Source organism: Mucilaginibacter gossypiicola, from assembly GCF_900110105.1.
Classification (GTDB): domain Bacteria; phylum Bacteroidota; class Bacteroidia; order Sphingobacteriales; family Sphingobacteriaceae; genus Mucilaginibacter; species Mucilaginibacter gossypiicola.
Genome location: NZ_FOCL01000004.1, coordinates 607274 through 627589 on the forward strand (window position 1 = coordinate 607274; position 20316 = coordinate 627589).

Annotated in this window: 15 protein-coding genes; 8 read left to right on the forward strand and 7 right to left on the reverse strand. The window is 42.5% G+C overall.

Translation table 11 applies throughout. The features are described 5' to 3' along the window. Nucleotides 1-25: 25 nt before the first annotated feature. Nucleotides 26-1720, reverse strand: a complete 1695-nt coding sequence (locus BMX50_RS16185; RefSeq protein WP_091211570.1) for a hypothetical protein — start codon at nt 1718-1720, stop codon at nt 26-28. 317 nt (nt 1721-2037) lie between these two features. Here BMX50_RS16185 and BMX50_RS16190 point away from each other — a divergent pair, with 317 nt between their 5' ends. The 4 genes from BMX50_RS16190 to BMX50_RS16205 are packed head-to-tail and all read left to right on the forward strand — an operon-like array spanning nt 2038 to nt 4665. Next, on the forward strand, nt 2038-2586 hold the full coding sequence (locus BMX50_RS16190; RefSeq protein WP_143065193.1) for a hypothetical protein: 549 nt from the start codon (nt 2038-2040) through the stop codon (nt 2584-2586). 13 nt (nt 2587-2599) lie between these two features. Further along, on the forward strand, nt 2600-3268 hold the full coding sequence (locus tag BMX50_RS16195) for a hypothetical protein (protein ID WP_091211572.1): 669 nt from the start codon (nt 2600-2602) through the stop codon (nt 3266-3268). After that, on the forward strand, nt 3226-4008 hold the full coding sequence (locus BMX50_RS16200; RefSeq protein WP_091211573.1) for a sensor histidine kinase: 783 nt from the start codon (nt 3226-3228) through the stop codon (nt 4006-4008). The genes BMX50_RS16195 and BMX50_RS16200 overlap by 43 nt, the downstream gene beginning before the upstream one ends. A 3-nt stretch (nt 4009-4011) precedes the next feature. Further along, nucleotides 4012-4665 carry a response regulator transcription factor gene (locus tag BMX50_RS16205; RefSeq protein WP_091211574.1) on the forward strand — a complete coding sequence of 218 codons (654 nt, stop codon included), beginning with the start codon at nt 4012-4014 and terminating at the stop codon, nt 4663-4665. A gap of 15 nt (nt 4666-4680) precedes the next feature. On the opposite strand, the gene BMX50_RS16210 is transcribed toward BMX50_RS16205, so the two are convergent. Then, nucleotides 4681-5031: a TfoX/Sxy family protein gene (locus BMX50_RS16210; protein WP_091211575.1), complete on the reverse strand. Its 351-nt coding sequence runs from the start codon at nt 5029-5031 to the stop codon at nt 4681-4683. Between the two features lie 282 nt (nt 5032-5313). Further along, entirely contained in the window at nt 5314-6300 is a 987-nt protein-coding gene (locus BMX50_RS16215) for an aldo/keto reductase (RefSeq protein ID WP_091211576.1), read from the reverse strand. Nucleotides 6301-6515: 215 nt separating this feature from the next. Here BMX50_RS16215 and BMX50_RS16220 point away from each other — a divergent pair, with 215 nt between their 5' ends. Together BMX50_RS16220 and BMX50_RS16225 are read left to right on the forward strand one after the other, a co-directional pair. Then, nucleotides 6516-6866, forward strand: coding sequence for a YciI family protein (locus BMX50_RS16220; RefSeq protein WP_091211577.1), 351 nt, complete (start codon nt 6516-6518; stop codon nt 6864-6866). A gap of 44 nt (nt 6867-6910) precedes the next feature. Then, on the forward strand, nt 6911-8149 hold the full coding sequence (locus BMX50_RS16225) for an RNA polymerase sigma factor (RefSeq protein WP_091211578.1): 1239 nt from the start codon (nt 6911-6913) through the stop codon (nt 8147-8149). A 150-nt stretch (nt 8150-8299) separates the two neighbouring features. On the opposite strand, the gene BMX50_RS16230 is transcribed toward BMX50_RS16225, so the two are convergent. The 4 genes from BMX50_RS16230 to BMX50_RS16245 form a co-directional block, all read right to left on the reverse strand. After that, nucleotides 8300-10477: a glycoside hydrolase family 3 protein gene (locus BMX50_RS16230; protein ID WP_244281011.1), complete on the reverse strand. Its 2178-nt coding sequence runs from the start codon at nt 10475-10477 to the stop codon at nt 8300-8302. 11 nt (nt 10478-10488) lie between these two features. Continuing rightward, the gene (locus BMX50_RS16235; protein ID WP_091211580.1) at nt 10489-13809 is read right to left on the reverse strand and encodes a SusC/RagA family TonB-linked outer membrane protein; all 3321 of its coding nucleotides are present in this window, start codon (nt 13807-13809) and stop codon (nt 10489-10491) included. 162 nt (nt 13810-13971) lie between these two features. After that, complete coding sequence (locus tag BMX50_RS16240; protein ID WP_091211581.1) at nt 13972-15069, reverse strand: FecR family protein; 1098 nt, start codon at nt 15067-15069, stop codon at nt 13972-13974. A gap of 51 nt (nt 15070-15120) precedes the next feature. After that, a complete protein-coding gene (locus BMX50_RS16245; RefSeq protein WP_167667962.1) occupies nt 15121-15765 on the reverse strand; it encodes an RNA polymerase sigma-70 factor in 645 nt (214 codons plus the stop codon). A gap of 182 nt (nt 15766-15947) precedes the next feature. On the opposite strand from BMX50_RS16245, the gene BMX50_RS16250 reads away from it, so the two are divergent. Together BMX50_RS16250 and BMX50_RS16255 are read left to right on the forward strand one after the other, a co-directional pair. Next, nucleotides 15948-17387: an alpha-L-fucosidase gene (locus tag BMX50_RS16250; RefSeq protein ID WP_091211583.1), complete on the forward strand. Its 1440-nt coding sequence runs from the start codon at nt 15948-15950 to the stop codon at nt 17385-17387. A 250-nt stretch (nt 17388-17637) separates the two neighbouring features. Beyond that, nucleotides 17638-20310, forward strand: coding sequence for a glycoside hydrolase family 2 protein (locus BMX50_RS16255; protein ID WP_091211584.1), 2673 nt, complete (start codon nt 17638-17640; stop codon nt 20308-20310). Nucleotides 20311-20316 lie beyond the last annotated feature (6 nt).

Here is a 20316-nt window from a genome sequence, read left to right on the forward strand (position 1 = left end):
AGAAAATGGGTAATGAACCTTCCTGTTAGCTAACCGAAACGAGATTAACCTTGCGCCTGCTTCTTAACTCCGCTAATTTTTGGGCAAATTTTCTTGATTCTACTTCCACTTGTGAGTCTGTTTTGTAAGTAAGTGAAAGCGCTACGTTACCCGGCGTATCTGCAACAGGGTTTTTGAAAAAGAACACGCCACCGGCGGGGAGCATAACAGCGCTGTTAAAGCTATCGTTCATATTGCCTAAGGCGATAGCAATGTTGCCCAATCCCGGTACCTGTGTTTTAAAAATGTCTTGCAACATCGACGAGAGGTTAAGACCAAGAAAACTGAAAATGCTCGTTAAAAAGCTGAGTATATCCCCGATGCCATCCCAGATGTCGGCGCATGTATTTTGGCTGTTACTTGGCTCATATTTGTCTACGGTACAGCTTTGGTCAAATTCAAGAGTAGGTTGACCATCCTTGTCTTTGGCCACCCTGATGATGAATTTTGCGCTCCACTCGGTTCGCGCTTCTGCCGATGCCCTGGCTGTACATACCACCATATCCTTTTCATGCCTTTTGTAAACAAACAAGCTTCCTTTAACATCGTAATGTATTTCCGTGGGATGATTGCTGATATTTACTTCAAAGGCGTTTTGGTAGATGTCTGTATCGCGATTCCAGTCGGATATTACGAATTTATAGCCTGTTGTGGTAGCTTGTTTAGCCTCATTATATTCCTTCTGGGGACCAACGCTCACATCGTTTTTTATTTTTTCATAGGTTTGGTCGCGTAGCCTTTCGTATAGTGGTTTGAGGATAAATTCTTCGCTGAAGCGCGATGCAGCATAGATCATTTTGGCGTCGCACTGGTCGTCGGGCGAGATCCAGTTGGTTTCAAATTTATCAACGCTGGTTTTTATGGTTTTATAACCGCCTTTGGTAACCAGTGCAAAGTTTAGCGTACTTAAATGCTGATAAGTATTATCATGAAACATGGTGTAGGTTGTACCGGTTGGTTTAATGCTGTCGGGAACCTTCTCTTCATCCGGAATTTTTGTTCCATCATTTTGTGTTATGCTATATCCCAGTATAAATGGATTGCCTGTTGAGGTTAACCATTTCAGATAAAAGTTCATGAAAATCACCAACTGCTCTACACCCAGGTCTTTTGCTGCGCCAGCCTTGGTTTTATCAGGGTCAAATTTCATCAGGTCGGTCGATTGGAAATTCATGAACAAATGGTTTATATCAAACATATTGGTCATGAAGTTATTTAGTTGGTCTTCAACAAAGCCAGGCACTTTTATACCCTTTGCCAAATCATCCTTTTGTAGTTGTTTCAGGTCCATATTTATGGCAACTGCATATTGCCAGTCTGTTGCATCATATTGCACCAGTTTAGCTTTCGGCCCTTGTCCCTTCCAAAACCAAACATTTCCTCCCACAAATTTTAATATGAAGGTGATGATTTCACCGCTGCTGTTGATAGTAACCTGGGGATGTATCTCTACGTCTATAGTAGCTAATTCGGGTTCACCCTGGGCATTGCGGGGGATATCATCCGGCGAATCGTACACTTTAAATTTATACTCGCCGGTGTCATCATCCAGTTCCTGGGTAATTATCAGTTCGGGATGAATGGTACCCATCCTTAGCAGGTGGGTAAGCTGGTCGTTAATGGTTTTTTCGGTGATGCTTACAACCATGTCAAAATCCTTGAATACATCTGTGTTTTTCATTTTTTTAAGTGTTTAATTGGGTGTCTTTTTTTGTTTTTAAATGATGATGATTTTGCTTAAAAGTGGATGGTGATCCACGGCAGCTAAGGTAGATGGGGCGTTGAAGCAGGGATAGACGGGAAAAAGGGTTATTACAAGCGGTTTTAATGTTTTGTTAAAGGCTCAGAACACCTGTGTAAAAAGCGGATTTAAGGCAGGCGTAAAGCGGGTTTCAGGTTTGCCGGGTTAATCAATAATTAATTGCTTTGTGGGGAGATATTTCTTCTATATTTAAAAATTAAATCACAATTAATTATCCCCGGTTACCGAACCTTTTAATGATGAAAACACCTAATCTATTCTTAATTACAGTCTTCGCCGCCCTGGCTATAGGCGCATGTAAACCTCAAAACAATGGAAATGTACAAACCTCTGCCGATGCGGAATTGTTGAAGGGCACTATTAACGACTCTACCGCACGCAGGCTCGTGAAAAATTTCGGAGGGCGTGCCCATAGTTTTAAACATGGCGGGATAATACGCCCTGATACACGCACTGTATGGTTCAGCAAAGAGCAGTTAAAAGCCCTGATAAACCGCATAGATAGTGAAAAAGGCGACGGTATTCGTTTTTACCTGGCTGCTTATGATTCTGTTAAAAAGTCGGATACCAAAAATATCAAAGATGCTTATATGAACTATGCCACGCTGATCATGGTTTCAACCCGCTACGATTCTTTGAACCAGGTGCATGCAGATTATTATAAAAACCTTAAAGGCGCAGACGGAAAAAACGGCGGCATTATTATGGCTATACCCGAAAATCAAGGAGAATTATGCCCGCCGCCGGCCACTTGCGCAAAGTCTGGCGCTACCTTACTGCCATAAATAAATCATCCTTATGTCAGCCTATATAACGGTAAATACAACAGGTGAAGCACTTTGCTTCGTGGTAAGTTTATTTTGTTTATACAAGGATAAAGAGCCTGCCTGGCGGCTCTTTATCTGCTTTTTGCTGTTAACCGTAGTGGTTGAAGTTTGCGGCATTTATTTGCGTACAGAACTGCACCGGCCTAATTTTATGATATATAATGTTTTTCTGCTGGTAGAATGCCTGATGCAGAGCTATTTTTTTTATTATCTATATAAAACGTACCACAACACTCAAAAGCTGCTTATTGGCTGGCTAACTATTTTTGCCTGTTTTTACTTTGCCGAGCTCCTGAAAAGCCATTTTGGTGCTTATGTTTCAGCATCATCCACAACCCTGTCGGTAGCATTAATTTTGGCGTCAGTTTACTTTTATTATTTATTGCTTAAAGAAGAAAAATCGAGGCCATTGTTTACCTATGCGCCGTTTTGGTGGGTTAATGGTACCATCTGTTTTTACTTTGCCGGCATTGCCTGCAATCTTTTTTTTAGTTACCTGGTACAGGACCGGACACCAGGCATTGGCCACTCGGCAAGGTACATTGTATTTAGCATTATAAACATCATTTTGTATTTAAGCTGGTCATACGCTTTTATATGCAGATATCGTCAAAGGATCTTATCCTCCTCATTGGATTAGCGTCTGTTATTTTCCTCATTGCGCCGGTATCACTTATTACTTATGTGATGCTGTACAACAACAGGAAAAAACGGCATGAACAGGAAAAAGCATGGCTAAAAACCAGCTTCGAAAACGAGTTGCTGAAAAGCCAGATGGAAGTACAGGAGCAAACCATGCAAACCCTGGCCGGCCACCTGCATGATAATATCGGCCAGTTACTAAGCTTAACGGCGGTTACCCTCAGCACTATCAAGCCCGACGATCCGTTGCGTGTTCGTGAAAAAGTAGATTCGGCCTCACAACTGGCAAAACGCGCGATTAAGGAGCTTCGGCAGCTTTCCAGGCTGATTTACGGGCAGGAACTAACCCGCATGGGGCTCGATAAGGCTATTGCTTTTGAGCTTGACTACTTAAAAACGGCAGATCTGCATGTTATAACTTTCGATAGCAATTATAAACCCAAAGAAGGACAGCATGACAAGGAAATTATACTGTTCCGCATTTTTCAGGAAATATTGAATAACGCAGTACGCCACGCCGAAGCCACGGCCATTGATGTAGCAATTCAGCAAGATGAGCAAAGTTTGGAGGTAAGGATAAAAGACAACGGAAAGGGTTTTGTTGAAGAAGAAGTGATGAAAGAGAAGAGGGGGATGGGTTTGTTCAATATCCGCAAGCGGGTGGCCCTGATTGGGGGCGAAGTGCGCATTTTAATTCAAAATGGCACCGAAATTAAAATTGTAGTACCTTACCCCTGAAATATGGAAAACAAAGAGATCAGGATAGCTGTAGTGGATGATCATACCCTGTTCCGCCAGGGGATCAGCAGCCTGCTTTCCGAAAACGAAGAAATCAAGATCATGTTCGATGCGTCAAACGGCGCTGTAATGAAGGAGAAAATAAGCAAATATCCATTACCCGATGTAGTGTTGATGGATATCACCATGCCGCTGGTTAATGGTTATGAGGCAACTGCATGGCTCAAACAAAATTACCCCTCGGTTAGGGTGCTTGCCCTGAGTATGTTTGAGGATGATGAACCTATTATCAAAATGCTGAAATGTGGAGCTGGCGGGTATGTATTGAAAGAATCTAATGCTTCAGACCTGATGTATGCTATTAAAACCATTGCTCAGCACAACTATTTCTTAAATGACCTGGTGTCGGGCAAGTTGTTGCGCTCTATCCAGGACGAGGTGAAAACCCCCGATCCGGTTGCCGGCTTAACGGCTAACGAGATCCGGTTTTTAGAACTCTGCTGTTCTGAGTTAACTTATAAAGAAATTGCAGGCAATATGTGCCTCAGTCCGCATACGATTGATAATTATCGCGATGCCCTGTTTCAAAAGTTCGACCTTAAATCAAGAACCGGGCTTGTGATATTTGCATTGAAACATAATATTGCGAAATTTTAATAAACGTGAGGGGGGCTATTTTTTAGGTTTCTTCTTTTTAGAGGCTTCGGCAAGCGGGTTAAATTCAAGGCACAGGTTTATCCAGTACTTTAGATCTTTATTGGTTTGCAGATTGAAATCTTCAACATAAACATAGCCTTTCATTACCCGGTCACCACTTAACATTTGATTGCAATTGCCTTTTTCGAGTTCAAGTTCGGCCTGTTGTTCACCTATACGGCACAATATATCGTTGTTACGAACGCAAACACACAGTTTGTCATTAACCATAAAACAAACTCCCTGAAACATTTTCTTTTCCTCTACTATGGGTAAGTCCATTAATGCTTCGCGGATGCGATCGGCCATTTGTTGGTTGTAAGCCATGTTGTTTAATTAAATTTTTACGCAAAGTTGCTTTAAGTCGCAAAGATTAATCGATTTATGGTATGGCTGGCAACTTAAGGAAAAAAGTGTGGGTCTGTGCGATTCCCCTCTTGAGAGGGGTGGAGGGGTGTGTTCCTACGCTTGCTTATCGATTGCCGAAACACACCCCTGCTACCGCTCTCTCCACCGCGCCCTTCTCAAGAGGGGATTTTTAAAATCCTTTGTTCAATTAAATTGCTTAAGTTCGTGACTACAGCTTCTCTGCGTGAATGATGATGATTGTTAATTTTTATCAACGAATTTGTAATTGGCCTCGTTATACCTGTCGCCGGTATCTGGGTATTTTGCTAAAACTGCTTCAATATCCTGCAGATCGGCAGAAGTTAATTCCACATCAACCGATCCTGCATTATCCAGCAAATATTTTCTTCTTTTTGTACCGGGGATGGGGATAATATTATCGCCCTGCGCCAGTACCCAGGCAAGCGCCAGTTGAGCAGGTGTACACTGTTTTTGAGCTGCAAGCTGGGCAAATTCGTGAGCAAGACCCATGTTATTTTCGGCATTTTCGCTCTGATAACGTGGCAGGCTTTTCCTGAAATCGTTATCGGCAAGTTTGGTTACATCTAATGCGTTGGTCACCAATCCTCGTACCAGCGGACTAAACGGAACAAATGAAATCCCTAATTCTTTACAAACCGGCAGTATTTCGGCTTCAACATCGCGGGTCAATAATGAGTACTCGCTTTGCAAGGCGCTGATTGGATGTACCGCATGGGCACGGCGGATAGAATTGGCCGAAGCTTCAGATAAACCAAGATATTTTACTTTGCCTTCTTTTACCAACTCGGCCATAGCGCCTACCATGTCCTCCACGGGCACGTTAGGATCGATACGGTGAGCGTAATACAGGTCTATCACATCTGTTTTTAAGCGTTTCAAACTTTGCTCAACGGCGGTTTTGATATAGGCAGGCGAGCCATCAAATTCTGTAAGCCTGCCATCTGCACCGGCCCTGAACCCGAATTTAGTGGCGATGAAAATTTTATCACGATTAGGCACCAATACTTTTGATACCAGTTCCTCATTTCGGCCATTGGCGTACACATCGGCTGTATCCCAAAAGTTGATGCCTATTTCTATTGATTTTTCAAGTGTTGCTATCGATTCATTATCATCCGGCTGGCCGTAAGCATGGTTCATGCCCATACAGCCCAGTCCGATGGCCGAAAGTTCAACTCCTGTGTTTCCTAATTTTCTGTATTTCATTGTTTGGTAGTGTTGTTACATATCAAAGTACGTGAAATAACAAAAGCATATCAACCTCAATTTATAAGTGTTATGTAATGTTATAGATTGCAGGCACTGAAATAGTATTAGGCAGATTAAGCTTTTTCTGATTACTTTGAAAAAAAAAATGTGCAGTTGTCCAATTCAACCAAACCTGATCGTCTTTTGGTTTTTAACCATTAAATTCAAAAAACATGAACGAGTTCTTATTGATTTTCAGAAGAGATGCAGAAGCCACAGCAGCAAAACGATCACCCGAGCAAATGCAAACCATGATGAACTACTGGCGCGAGTGGATTGGCGGCATTGCTGCGCAAAACAAACTGGTAGCCGTTGGCAACAGGCTGGATACCGCAGGCAGCGTAATTAAACCCGATAATGTAGTAACAGATGGCCCATATGTTGAGGTTAAGGAAGCCATTGGCGGTTACACCATTATCAAAGCATCAACCTTAGCAGAGGCAACCGAACTATCAAAAGGATGCCCGATATTATCGGTAGGAGGTAGCGTTGAAGTTCGGCCTATTATCCCGATGGAAGTATAATTGTTTTTGCAGCCTCCCATTTACGGGAGGCTGCTTGTTTTACTATGCAGCAGGATCAGCTTTTACCACATTTGTTCCGTTCCGAATATCAGAAGATAATTGCCGTATTATGCCATTATTTTGGCTTTGAACATATTGAAGCTGCGGAGGATATTGCCAGCGATACTTTTCTCACCGCCGCCGAAACATGGGGTATTAAGGGCCTGCCCGATAATCCTAAAGCATGGCTATATACCGTCGCGCGCAACAAAGCAACTGATTATGTAAGGCGTGGTGCAAGGTTTAAGCAAAAAATAGTTGAAGGGTTTGATAAGGAAGATAATTATGAAGTAGAGATAGACCTGTCTGACCAAAATATCAGTGATAGCCAGCTGCAAATGATGTTTGCCATTTGCCACCCGGTACTTCCTGCCGAGGCGCAGATTGGTCTTGCCCTGCGCATTCTTTGCGGCTTTGGGATTGACGAAATTGCGGAAGCTTTTTTATCAAACAAAGAAACCATTAATAAACGCCTGTTCAGGGCCAAAGAAAAACTGCGCGAACAAAAAGTAAAGATCATTTTTCCGGAAGCATCTGATATCGTTAACCGTTTGGGCATTGTATTGAAAACCTTATACCTACTTTTTAATGAAGGATATTATTCCAGCTGTCAGAGCACTACATTGCGTAAAGACCTTTGTTTAGAGGCCATGCGCCTTAACTATCTCCTGATAGAAAATAAACAAACCAATTTGCCTGAAGTAAATGCCTTGTTATCACTGATGTGTTTTCATGCTTCAAGGTTTGATGCCCGGATAGATGAAAGCGGCGAAATGATCCGCTATGACGATCAGGACAGGACGCTTTGGAATGACGAACTGATAGCGAAGGGAAGACACTATCTTAACCTGGCCTCAAAAGGGAATGAGGCGGGCAAATATCATATTGAAGCTGCTATAGCCTATTGGCATACTGTTAAAGCAGACACTGCCGAAAAGTGGGAAAATATATTGATGCTATACAACAGGCTGCTTATTGCTGCTTATTCACCCGCGGCTGCGCTGAACCGGGCATACGCTTTGGCAAAAGTAAAAGGGAAGGAGAAAGCTATTATTGAAGCCGAGAAATTAAAGCTGGATACCAATCATCTGTACCATGTGTTGCTTGGCTATTTGTATACAGGTGTGGATCGTGAAAAGGCAGTATCGCATTTACAAACTGCACTAAAACTGGCAAAGACTCCGGGGGACAGGAGTAGGATAAGGAAGGATCTGGACAGCTTGTTATCAAATGAGTGTAAGTAGCCGAAGCTTGGATTTATATTCTATTTATAGGGAGAAAAACAAAAAAGCGTCATTGCGAGGCACGAAGCAATCCCCGATTAGCAGGTTTGCCCTGTATAGTTTGGGATTGCTTCGTACCTCGCAATGATGCTTTTATATAATACTGCTCTTTTAGTTAGATATTTTAAAATCAGCCGTCAGCTTTTCATCGGTCGAGCTGCTGCCCAATACCAGTTTATAGCTGCCTGGGTAAAGTTTCCATTTGTGGGTAGCAAGGTCCCATTTCTGTAAATCCTGAACCGGGATTTTCAGTGTAACCACACCTTCTTTGTCCTGCTCCAGGCTAATGCGTTTAAAGCTTTTCAGTTCCTTAACCGGCATCCTGTCGATGTTTGGATACTTTATATAAGCTTGTACTACCTCGTCGCCGTTGAATTTGCCGGTATTTTTAACATTTACAGTTACTGCAACAGTATCAGTCTTTTTATAGGTAGTTTTCAATTTGCTGCCTAAAGTATAGTTAAACGTGGTATAGCTTAAACCGAAACCAAAAGGGTATTGCACCGGGCCGGTATAGTAACGGTAGGTGCGGTTTTTCATATTATAATCGCTGTAATCAGGCAGATCGCTCATATCCTTATAAAAAGTAAGCGGCAGGTGACCAGATGGCGAAACTTCGCCAAAAATAATATCAGCCAGGGCATTACCACCCTGTTCGCCAGGGTACCATGCAAAGATGATGGCATCTGCATAAGGTTCAATGGCCGATACATCAATATCGCTGCCTGCGGTGATTACGGCAACAAGCGGTTTGTTTTTTACGCTTTTACGTAACTCTTTCATAAAGGCAATTTCGCTGGCAGGCAAACTTAAAGTCTTTTTATCGCCTCCACTTTCTGACAGGAATGCATCACCGGCTTCGCCTTCTAAAACGGGGGAGAGGCCAATGACCGCAATAGTTGCATCGGCATTACCTGCAGCCCAGGTGCCGCCAAAGTGGGTGGTGTCTTTATAGTCGCAACCTAAATCATATTCAACGCGGGTAGCTTTATCAACAGCGCCGGTAATACCTTCAACAAAGTTGATCACTTTGCTGCTGGTACCATGGTAGTTAGCTATCATAGCATCAAGCGAGGCCGCGTTTGGCCCAACTACCATAATGCTCGAATAATTGCTTTTTTTGAATGGAAGAACGTTGTTGTTATTTTTTAGCAATACCATGCTTTGCTGGGCCACTTTACGGGCCAATGCTAAATGCTGGTCGTTATGAACGCTGTCGGCGCCGTAACCATGGTATGGATTGGCGGTTTGGTCGTCATAAAATCCGAGCTTAAATTCAGTACGCAAAATGGCGCTCAATGCCTGGTCAACATCCTTTTCGGTAAGCAAGCCTTGTTTAATGGCTTTAATACCGTCGTTTTGTAAAATAGAAGAGCAATCCAGGTCAACACCTGCTTTAATTGCTGCGGCAGCTACTTCAACAGCAGTAGGCAGGGTTTTGTGGGTAAGGTAAACATCATCCAAAGCGCCGCAATCAGTAACTACGTGGCCGTTAAAGCCCCATTCTTTCCGCAGGATATCGGTAAGCAACACTTTATTAATAGAGTTAGGTACGCCGTTAACTCGGTTATATGCGCTCATTACCGATTCTACATGGTTTTTAACCAGTTCATGAAAAGCATACAGGTAAGTTTCGCGAAGGTCTTTTTCATCAACTTTGGCGTCAAACTTATCGCGGGTAGCTTCCGGGCCGCTATGTACGGCGAAGTGTTTGGCTGTTGCCGATGCTTTCAGATATTTAGGATCGTCGCCCTGCAAACCTTTAACAAAGGCAGAACCCATGCGGCCTGTTAGGAAAGGATCTTCGCCGTAAGTTTCCTGCCCACGTCCCCAGCGTGGGTCGCGGAAAATGTTGATGTTGGGTGTCCAAAAGGTGAGGCCCATGTATTGCAAGTGCCTGTCCTGGGCAATAGCCAGGTTGTATTTTGCACGGGCTTCGGTTGAAATAGCAGTTGATACCTGCTTTAACAGATCGTCGTTAAAGGTAGCAGCCATGCCAATGGCTTGCGGGAATATAGTTGCCTCGCCGGCACGGGCCACACCGTGTAAAGCTTCGTTCCACCAGTTGTAGGCAGGGATGCCTAAACGAGGGACAGCCTGGCTGCGGTAGCCCAGTAAGGAGATCTTTTCTTCAAGGGTTAATTTTGATAAAAGGTCTTTAACACGTAAATCAATCGATTGCGAAGCGTCTTTGTAAAAAGGGACCTGCGCATTTGCGGTAGAAAATTTTAGTAACGCCGCAAGCATTACTAAACAGGATAGGAGTTTGTGTTTTATGGTGGATGCCATTTTAGGGTAATTTATTTTTTGAGTTTAAAGTTAACATTTATTCCGTAAGTATGCGTTGGCGGAAGGCTCGCACCCTCAATTCCGGCGTATTTTATATCCGGCGAAAAGCCCGATTCGGGGTCAATATTGTCAGATCGTTTCATGATCGTCCACAGGTTTCGGCCTACTAATGAAAAAGTTATGCCTTCAAATGGCGTTTTATCAAGAAAGCCTTTTGAAAATGTATAACCAAAAGTAACTTGTCGCAATTTAATAAACCTACCATCTAAAACATTCAGGGCCGAAACGCTTTGGGCAAGTGCCTGGTAATAGGTTTGTGCCGGAACAACAATCGTATTTTTATCGCCATTGGCGTTTACACCATCGCCAACAACGCCTGTTTCACGCCCTGGCAATGTAAGTTTATTAAAGCCGCGGTAAATACTATTATAATTTGTGGCTGATAGTATCTTGTTGCCAAACCGGTAATCGATCAGGAAAGAAAGACTGAATTTTTTATAGGTAAAATTGTTATTGAACCCACCGTAAATGTTAGGTACTGCGCTGCCCATTGGCACCCGCGGACCGGCTTGTGGCAGACCATTGCCATCAAAAATGACCTGCCCTTTGCTGTTCCTGAGATAGTCGTTGGCCATAATCTGGGGACCTGGCAAACCTTTAACCAGCGCTGTGGCCGCGTTTAGCGGGCGATAGGTACCAAAACTAATGTTAGCTGATTCGGGCGTACCATCTGTTTGGAGGATCTTGTTTTGTACATAAGTGAAGTTAAACGATGGCGACCAGTTAAAATCGACAGTTTTAAAAGGTGTACCGTTTATTGAAACTTCAATGCCATTGTTTTGGGTTGAGCCTGTAGGAATAAACCGGCGTGCAAAGCCTGTTGCCAGGTCAAGATCTCCTTTAATGATCTCGTTCCTCGTTTTTCGATGGAAATAGGCCACATCAAGTCCCAGTCTCCCGTTAAAAAATTTCAGGTCTGTACCCACTTCCATTTCTGTAAGTGTATATGGCTTTAAAAACAAGTTTGGCAAGCTATCGCTGAAACCTCCCGTAGGTATGCCATTTACAGGATTATTAATGGTATAATATTGAGATGTGATGTATACATCTGTAGGCTCGCCGCTGGTTTGCGCATATGATAACCGGAGTTTGCCAAAATCAAGACCGAGGATGTGTACAAGGTCCGAAAACAGGACACTCGCCGACACCGATGGCGTAAAAATACTCCGGTTATCAACCGGTAGGGTCGAGTAAGTGTCGTAACGCCCGGTTGTGGTTAATGTTAAAAAGTCTTTTAATGAAAGATCGACTGAATAATAAGTTGAGTGCGTTTCAGAGCTTTTATAATCATAAGTGCTGCTTTTGGTTGCCAGGTTGCTATAACTGTAAAAGTTAGGTATGATGAACGGCCCCCCGAAAAGGCGCGTAAATTCATAGCTGTTTTTACGAAGGTTTGCTCCGGCCGATAAGTCAAAACTAAGCAGGTTTCTTATAATATCACGCTTAGCGCCAATCAAAACATCGGCATTAAGTTCCGAGCGTTCTGTTGATGATTGTTCATCCATGGAGCCTGCATCGCCGGGTGAGTAAGCAGTACCGGTAGGGGTAATGGTTAGCCTTTTATCGTATAGCACATCGTCACCTAAGCGGGCCTGGGCATACAGCCAGCTTTGAATATTATAGCGGGCGGTAATGGCAGATATCAAACGGTTCCGGCTTATGTTATTAACAAATTTGTTTACAGCAAAATATGGATTGGTCACAAATGTATCGCCGGTCCATCTCAGTTCGTTACCGCTTGAGTCATATCCGGGTGCCAGGGCCGCCTGATTTTCGTTGGCGGCAAGGTATTGAATGTTATTTGGATTAAGAGGCCCATCACTCAAATTGGGTTTCAGGTTTGATGACTCATCTATATAGTTAGCAATAACATTTACGTTGAATTTATCGGTAATTCCCTGGGTTGCAGTAAGGTTTACTGTTTTGCGGTTGAGACCGCTGTTACGGATGATTGAGCCATTCCGTAGATCGGAAACCGACAGGCGAAAAGCCCCCGTTTCATTACCACCATTAAAAGCTACGGTATTGGTATATGTATAACCACGGCGGTAAAACTTATCAATATTATCTGTAACGGCCGAGTAGGGGTAGTATTTGCCGTCAAACTGTATAGTAGGCTTACCGTCAAGCTTTTCACCCCAGCCAAAATTGCCCGATGTTATGGCGTTATTCACAGATGCGGGCCTGATACCATACAGGCCCTGCCCGTAAACCGTTTGATAATCAAAGGTATTAATGGCTTTATCTGTTTGGTAATTGGTATTAAATTCAACACCAAAACCCGAATTTTTTTTTGCCGTTTTGGTAGTGATCAAAATTACGCCGTTAGCTGCCCTCGCCCCGTATAGCGCTGACGCTGCCTGGCCTTTTAACACGGTCATGCTTTCAACATCGTCAGGGTTGATATTGCTAATGCCGTCGCCAAAATCGGCGCCGCCCCACTCGTTGGCCGCCCCGCGCTGGGTATTATCAATAGGGACGCCGTTGATGATAAAAAGAGGCGCACTTGCTCCAAAACTGGTAACCCCCCTGAGTAAAATGCGTGCGGATGACGCAGGCCCTCCGTTAACACCATTGATACTTAAACCTGCCACGCGGCCTTCTAATGAATAGGCCACGTTTGATTCTTTGGCTTTATCAAGCACTTCGCCGCCTACGGTTGTTACCGAATAGCCAACTTTTTTCTCTTCTTTTTTTATGCCAAGTGCGGTTACTACAACTTCGCTTAAAACGTTGCTTACAGTAAGTGTTATTTTAAGCGGAGCCGTGCCCGACAGTTTTACATCTTTGGTAACGTAGCCTACAAAACTGATAATTAGTGTTGACTGGTCGGGCGCTTCAAAAGAAAAGGAGCCATTTTGGTCTGTAGGGGCTCCCATTGTAGAACCTCTTACCCTAACAGTAGCACCGGCAAGCGGTGCTCCGTTTTCATCAACTACGGTACCTGTCACCTTAACCACGTTAACAATTTCATCAACCGGAGCAATTACTATGAGGTGGTTGGCAAGTTCGGTATAAGAAAAACCAGAATTCGCTAAAACTTTATCCAGTACAGATTTAACATCCTCATTATCAAATCTAATGTCGGTTTTATTTAAGACGGGGATCTTCCTTTCGCTGTAAACAAAATGATAAATACTTTGATGTTCGATTGTTGATATTACCTTTTTAAAATCGGCCGATTTTAAATTGAAAGTGACACGGGTTTGTGAATATACAGTTAATATAGCCAGTAAATTGAAGAATAATATTAACGTAAACCGTATTTTCATTTATACCGATAACCTAAACCTGTCGCCAACATCCATTGGGGATGCCTAAATTTACATAAATTTTATAATTAGAACAGGTAATAGTGTAAAATGAACGGATTGGTGTGTAACAATTATGAATATTGTAAAGCCCGACTACGTTTATTGAAAGGAAATCAGTAGTTAGTAAATATAAATGGCCGAGTTTTTTACTTTATAGTGGAAGTCTTCGGTAATGCGTAATGCATCAAGCGCCTGGGTAATGGTTTCTTTTTCATAAGTGCCAGTAAAACGGTACTTTTTCATGTCATCATTTTTAAACTTGATCTCAACACCATACCAGCGTTCCATACGCATGGCGAGATCGGCAAAGCTTTCATCTCTGAAAATGAGTTTGTTTTGTGTCCACGAAGTTTCTAAAACGGCACCGTTGTCCTGATGAAGGCGGGTAAAGCTTGTTAAAACATATTGCGGGCCTTCGCTGCTGTCAGTAGCGGGCGAAAGTTTATCCTGTTTTTTGCGTACAGTGGTAAACGAGCCTTTTTTAACAATCAGCTTTTCGCTCGGTTTTAAGATAATCCTGTCAGATGGGCGGTCATCAAGTGTAACTTCAATAGCTCCTCTGATCAGCGTTGTTTCACTTGATGGTTCGTTAGGATATGATTTGACATTGAAAGCGGTACCCAATACCTTAATGTTCATTTTTTCGGTATGGATAATGAACGGATGTTCATGGTCCTTATGTACATCAAAGAATGCCTCGCCGCTTAAATAAACTTCGCGGGTTTTACCGGTAAAGCTTGTTGGATACTTTAAAGAGCTTTGTGAGTTAAGGGTAATGCGGGTGCCATCAGCTAATACAACTGTAGATTTTTCGCGTACAAACGTATTTTTATTTTGCCACGCTTTGGGTACTGCGGTAGCAATTTCATGCCCTGAGGTAACCATTTTTGAATAAAAGAGATAAGAGCATCCTGCAATTAAAACAACTGCAGCAGCAACCCTCCAAAGATAATATATAACACCTTTTTTTGCAGCAGCAACAATAGTAGAAGGTTCCGTAACCTCCTGGGCCTTAATTTTTGATTTTATTTTTTGAAAGGCAAGGGCATTATCGGCGTATACGGTATCACTGTGTTTCCAATAGGCAGAAAGCGCCTCATATTGTTCACGAAGGGAAGCATCATTAGCTAAGCAATGCTGAAGTTCGGTATTTTCATCAGAGCTGATTTCATTTGACAGTTTTTTGCCCGTCAGCTCTATAAATTTATCATTGCCCATCTTTTAATTGCATCCTTTTTATTGATAGGACAACTTATTTAGGTAAATTACTTACAAGTGTAAAAAAAATAATTGTAAAATCACAATTACAGAGCCTAAAATGTTGACAGCGTTTGGTTTAGGTTGGATATCGTTATGTTTATTGTATTGTGTCAAAACGACACTAAGTTTCTTGATTGCCCTGAATAACTGGGTCTGCACGGTACGGGGCGAAATATTAAGAATTTCGGCTACCTCTTTGTATTTCATGCCATCTTCTTTTATCAGTCTGAAAACTATACGGCATTGTTGCGGTAAACCGGCTATGGCCTGGTCCATTCTGAAAATCAACTCTTTGTTTTCTATTTCCTTTTGGGGGTTATAGGTATTTACAAATTCAACCGAGTTGGTTTCTTCAATTTGTACAAGATGAATGGTCGAGAATTTTTTGATGTGGTTTAGCGATTGGTTTTTTACCGCTACAAACAAGTAGGTTTCGGGGTTTTGGATTTCGGTGAGGTTTTTACGGTTAATCCAACACTTTACAAATACATCCGAAACTATTTCTTCGGCAATCTCCCGTTGGTGTACGTATAGCACACAAAATTTAATGAGCGAGTTGTTAAGAATATGGAAAAACAGCTCAAAGGCATTCTCATCGTCATTATTGCAAATGAGTTTCCATAATTTCAGCGTATCAACTTTTCTGTCTCTCAAACCGAAGATTTTTTAATTAATCAACTAAATTTAAAACTTAATAATGGTGTAACAATAATAACATATTAATATCGAAAAATAAAATTTTATGATGTAAGTTGCGATGTTTTTTAAAAAATTTTAAAAAGTGTGTAGGCAATACACTATATAAAATTGTCAGTAATTTATAAAATAAAAGCTTGATGAAACGATTATTTACAGCATTTCTTTTGGTTTTAAGCTGTTACAAAACCTTTGGGCAACAGCACAATATGTCAAAGCAATATGTTCCTGCTGGCGACCCTGCAGTTGAGCAAAAAATCGCAAATTGGCAGGATCTTAAGTTTGGTTTGTTTATGCACTGGGGTACTTACAGCCAGTGGGGGGTAGTTGAAAGCTGGAGCATTTGTCCGGAAGATGAGGGCTGGACACAACGACGCGGCCCGTACGGTGCAACTTATAATGGTTATAAAGCTGCTTATGAAAATTTGCAAACCACTTTTAACCCAACCAAATTCAATCCCGAAAAATGGGTAAAGGCAGCCAAGGATGCCGGTATGAAATACGTAATTTTTACTACCAAGCATCACGATGGTTTTTGCATGTTTGATACCAAAGAAACCGATTATAAGATCACAAGCAACAAAACGCCTTTTTCAAGCAATCCAAGGAGCAACGTAACTAAAGAAATCTTCAACGCTTTCCGTAAAGATAACTTTATGATAGGGGCTTACTTTTCAAAGCCCGACTGGCATACCGAAAATTACTGGTGGCCATATTTCCCGCCAAAAGATCGTAATGTAAACTACGATCCTAAAAAATATCCTGAACGCTGGCAAAAGTTTAAAGATTTTACCTATAACCAGATAAGCGAGTTAATGAGCGATTATGGTAAAGTTGATATTTTATGGCTCGACGGGGGATGGGTACGTCCGAAAAGGAGTGTTGATACCACTGTAGAATGGCAGCGCGGAATCAAATTTGATCAGGATATTGATATGCCTAAGATAGCCGCCATGGGCAGGCAAAAACAACCAGGATTAATAGTGGTTGACCGTACTGTAGCCGGCAAATATGAAAACTACACAACTCCTGAGCAGGAAGTACCTGAGGTACCGCTTGGTCATCCCTGGGAAAGCTGCATAACCATGGGCAATTCATGGAGCTACGTTCCGGGCGATCATTATAAATCTGTACAGCAAATTGTGCAACTATTGGTGAAAATAGTATCGCGCGGCGGCAACTTGCTTATGAACATTGGCCCCGGCCCGGATGGTGATTGGGACCCCGTTGCTTATGAACGCCTGCAGGGTATCAGCCAGTGGATGAAGATCAACGGCGAAGGTATTTATGCCAGCCAGTCGGTTGCTCCATATTCAACAGGTAATATATACTATACAAAAGCCAAAAACAGCAACACCATTTATGCATTTGCCTTAAGCGATCAGGAAAAAGTGGTTTTGCCGGCTACCGTATCTGTAAAATTAAAAGATATAAAAAAGGTGAAGAAAGTAACCCTTCTCGGCAGTACCCAAAGTCTTAAGTGGAAACAGGTAGCCGATGGTATCGATATCAGTATCCCGGCAAAATTGCAACAGGCAAGCGGGCTAAATGAAGCGGCTGGTTTTAAAATAGTTTATTAATTAAGTAGCCAAAATATCATGTCATTTCGACGAACGGGCGGGGTTGAGTAATAGGAGTGAGGAGAAATCTTATACAAGCAATAAGCAAACTTTGAAGAGTGTATAAGATTTCCCTTCGTTCCGTATCCACACCCCTGCATACTCGTCTGAATGACAATTATACCGACAAAATCCCACATCATATAGCCAAGTTTTTACAGCTAAAATGATTTGGCAGTTTTTAATTTTGACATTCATCCAATCTAAATAAATGACAACAACCCGTTCTGCAGGCAGATCTGCATTGTTTAAATTTTCATTAGTGTTATCCGTCCTTGCTTCAGGCGTTTATCAAAACGCAGAGGCGCAAACCAGTTATGAACTCAACAGTGGCTGGAAATGCACTTCTCTGAATAGTGTTAAGGATAATGGCACAATTATTTCTCAAACTAATTATGATCTGGCTGCATGGAATGCTGCGGTAGTGCCGGGAACTGTGCTTACAACACAAGTGGCTAATAAACAGGTTCCGGATCCATTTTATGGGATGAACAATGAAAAGATCCCTGATATCTATAAAGTAGGCCGCGATTTCTATACCTATTGGTTTGCCAAAGATTTTAAAGAGGCCGCGCCAACCGGCAGTAATCAAACCTATCTTAACTTCAGAGGTGTAAATTATAGTTGCGATGTTTTCCTGAATGGCCATAAACTGAACAGCAAACTACATAAAGGCATGTTTTTGCGCCAGAGCTATAATATTACCAAATGGCTTAATAAAAATGGTAATAACCGTTTAGCGGTAGTTGTTTATCCTCCCGACGTTGTTGGTAACCCCAACGGAGGCCAGGGCGGCGATGGTACCATTGCCCGCGGTGTAGGGATCCAATATACAGCAGGGTGGGACTGGATCCAACCCATTCGTGACCGCAATACCGGTATCTGGGATAAAGTGACCATTGAGCATACCGGCGCTGTGGCTATCAAAGATCCGCATGTGGTTACGCTGGTTCCGGGTGTTCGCAAGCCAGAAGGTGCACAGCAGCCTGCTATTATACAGGTATCTGCCGAGGTTGAAAACGCTACAGGTGCAGCGGTGAGCGGGACTTTACAATATAATTTAGATGGCAAGTTGGTGTCGCAGCCGGTTACCCTGAAAGCCAATTCAAAACAGGAAGTTAAATTGACCGATTACAGCCTTAAAAACCCTAAGCTTTGGTGGCCAAGTGGCTACGGTCCGCAAAATTTGTATAAGCTTAATTTGCAGTTTGTAGCAGGTGGCAAGGTATCCGATCAAAAAAGCATTGAAGTTGGCGTACGCCAGATCACTACCGAGTGGAACAATAAAACCGAAAGCCGCCAGGTTAATGTGAACGGCCAAAAGGTATTTATTAAAGGCGGTAACTGGATCATCTCTGATCAGATGTTGCGTTTCAGCGACGCCCGTTACGATGCCGAAGTTCGTTTTCACCGTGATATGAACCTGAACCTGATCCGGGTTTGGGGTGGCGCACTGATTGAACGCCCAGAATTTTATGAAGCTTGTGATAAATACGGTATGCTGGTTTTTCAGGATATGTGGGGATCCGGCGATTGCAATGGCCGCTGGATAGATCCGATGAAGGCTGATGATCAATGGACCCGCCGTAAATATCCTGATGATCATGACTTGTATTTAAAATCGGTTGCCGATCAGGTTAAACTGGTGCGTAACTTCCCATCGCTTGCTATTTGGTGCGGTGGTAATGAGATCACTCCGCCTGAGGATATTTTTGCAGCTCTGCGCGATACCATTATGCCTAAGCTGGATAATACCCGCTGGTTTATTCCGTATTCAAACTCCGAAGAAATGTCGCGCAATGTACAGGGTGGCAACGGCGATGGGCCTTACGGCATCCAAAGCCTTACAACTTTCTGGGATCATCAAACTTATCCGTTCAATTCGGAAGTAGGCTCAGTTGGTGTAAGTGATTACGAATCATTAAAACGCTTTATCCCCGCCGAAAATATGGTTGTGCCTGAATTTGATGCCTCTACCGGCAAAACCAAAACAGACCCGGTTTGGGAGTATCATAAATATATTGGTTATGATGGGTTTATTGATAAATATGGCAAGGCTAAAAACGTTGAAGATTTTGCAACTAAAGCACAGTTGGTAAATTATGATCAATACCGTGCTTTGATGGAAGGTTTTAGTTCACATATGTGGGATTGGTATACCGGTACCATCATCTGGAAAACTCAAAACCCTTGGACAGCCATGCGTGGCCAGATGTATGATTATTACCTTGATCCTAACGCTTGTTTGTATGGCCTGCATAACGGTAGTGAGCCTTTACATATCATGTATAACCAAACAGATGGTATGGTGATGGTAGCCAACAATACCTTTAAAACGCATAGCAATATGCTGCTGGTAGCCAAAACTTATGATATGGATGGCAAGGAGAAAGTGTTAACAAAGGTTTTTGCCGATGTGACACCAACTACTACCAAACGCTATTTATCACTGAAAAGAGAGATTGAGAAAGAAGCAAAAGACAAAGGTATTTTCCTTTGCCTGCAATTGCTTAAATCAGATAACGAAGTGATCAGTGAAAACATTTACTGGCTGCCTGATGCTAACGGTGATTTCTCCGGTTTACAAAAAATGCCTAAAGGTGATTTAGGTGCAACAGCTAAATATTTAAAGAACGGCAAGGTCGAAGTAACCCTTACTAACGAAGGTAATGGTGCGCTGGCATTTTTCAACCGCCTGTCATTAGTTAATGCTGATACCAAACAACGCATCCTTCCGGCCTTTTACAGCGATAACTATGTAACCGTATTGCCGGGACAAACTAAAAAAGTTGTTATTGACCATAACCCTGGCGCTGATAAAAACCTTGCGGTAACTATTGGCGGCTGGAACGTAACAGAAAGAACCATATCTATCGACAAATAACAAACA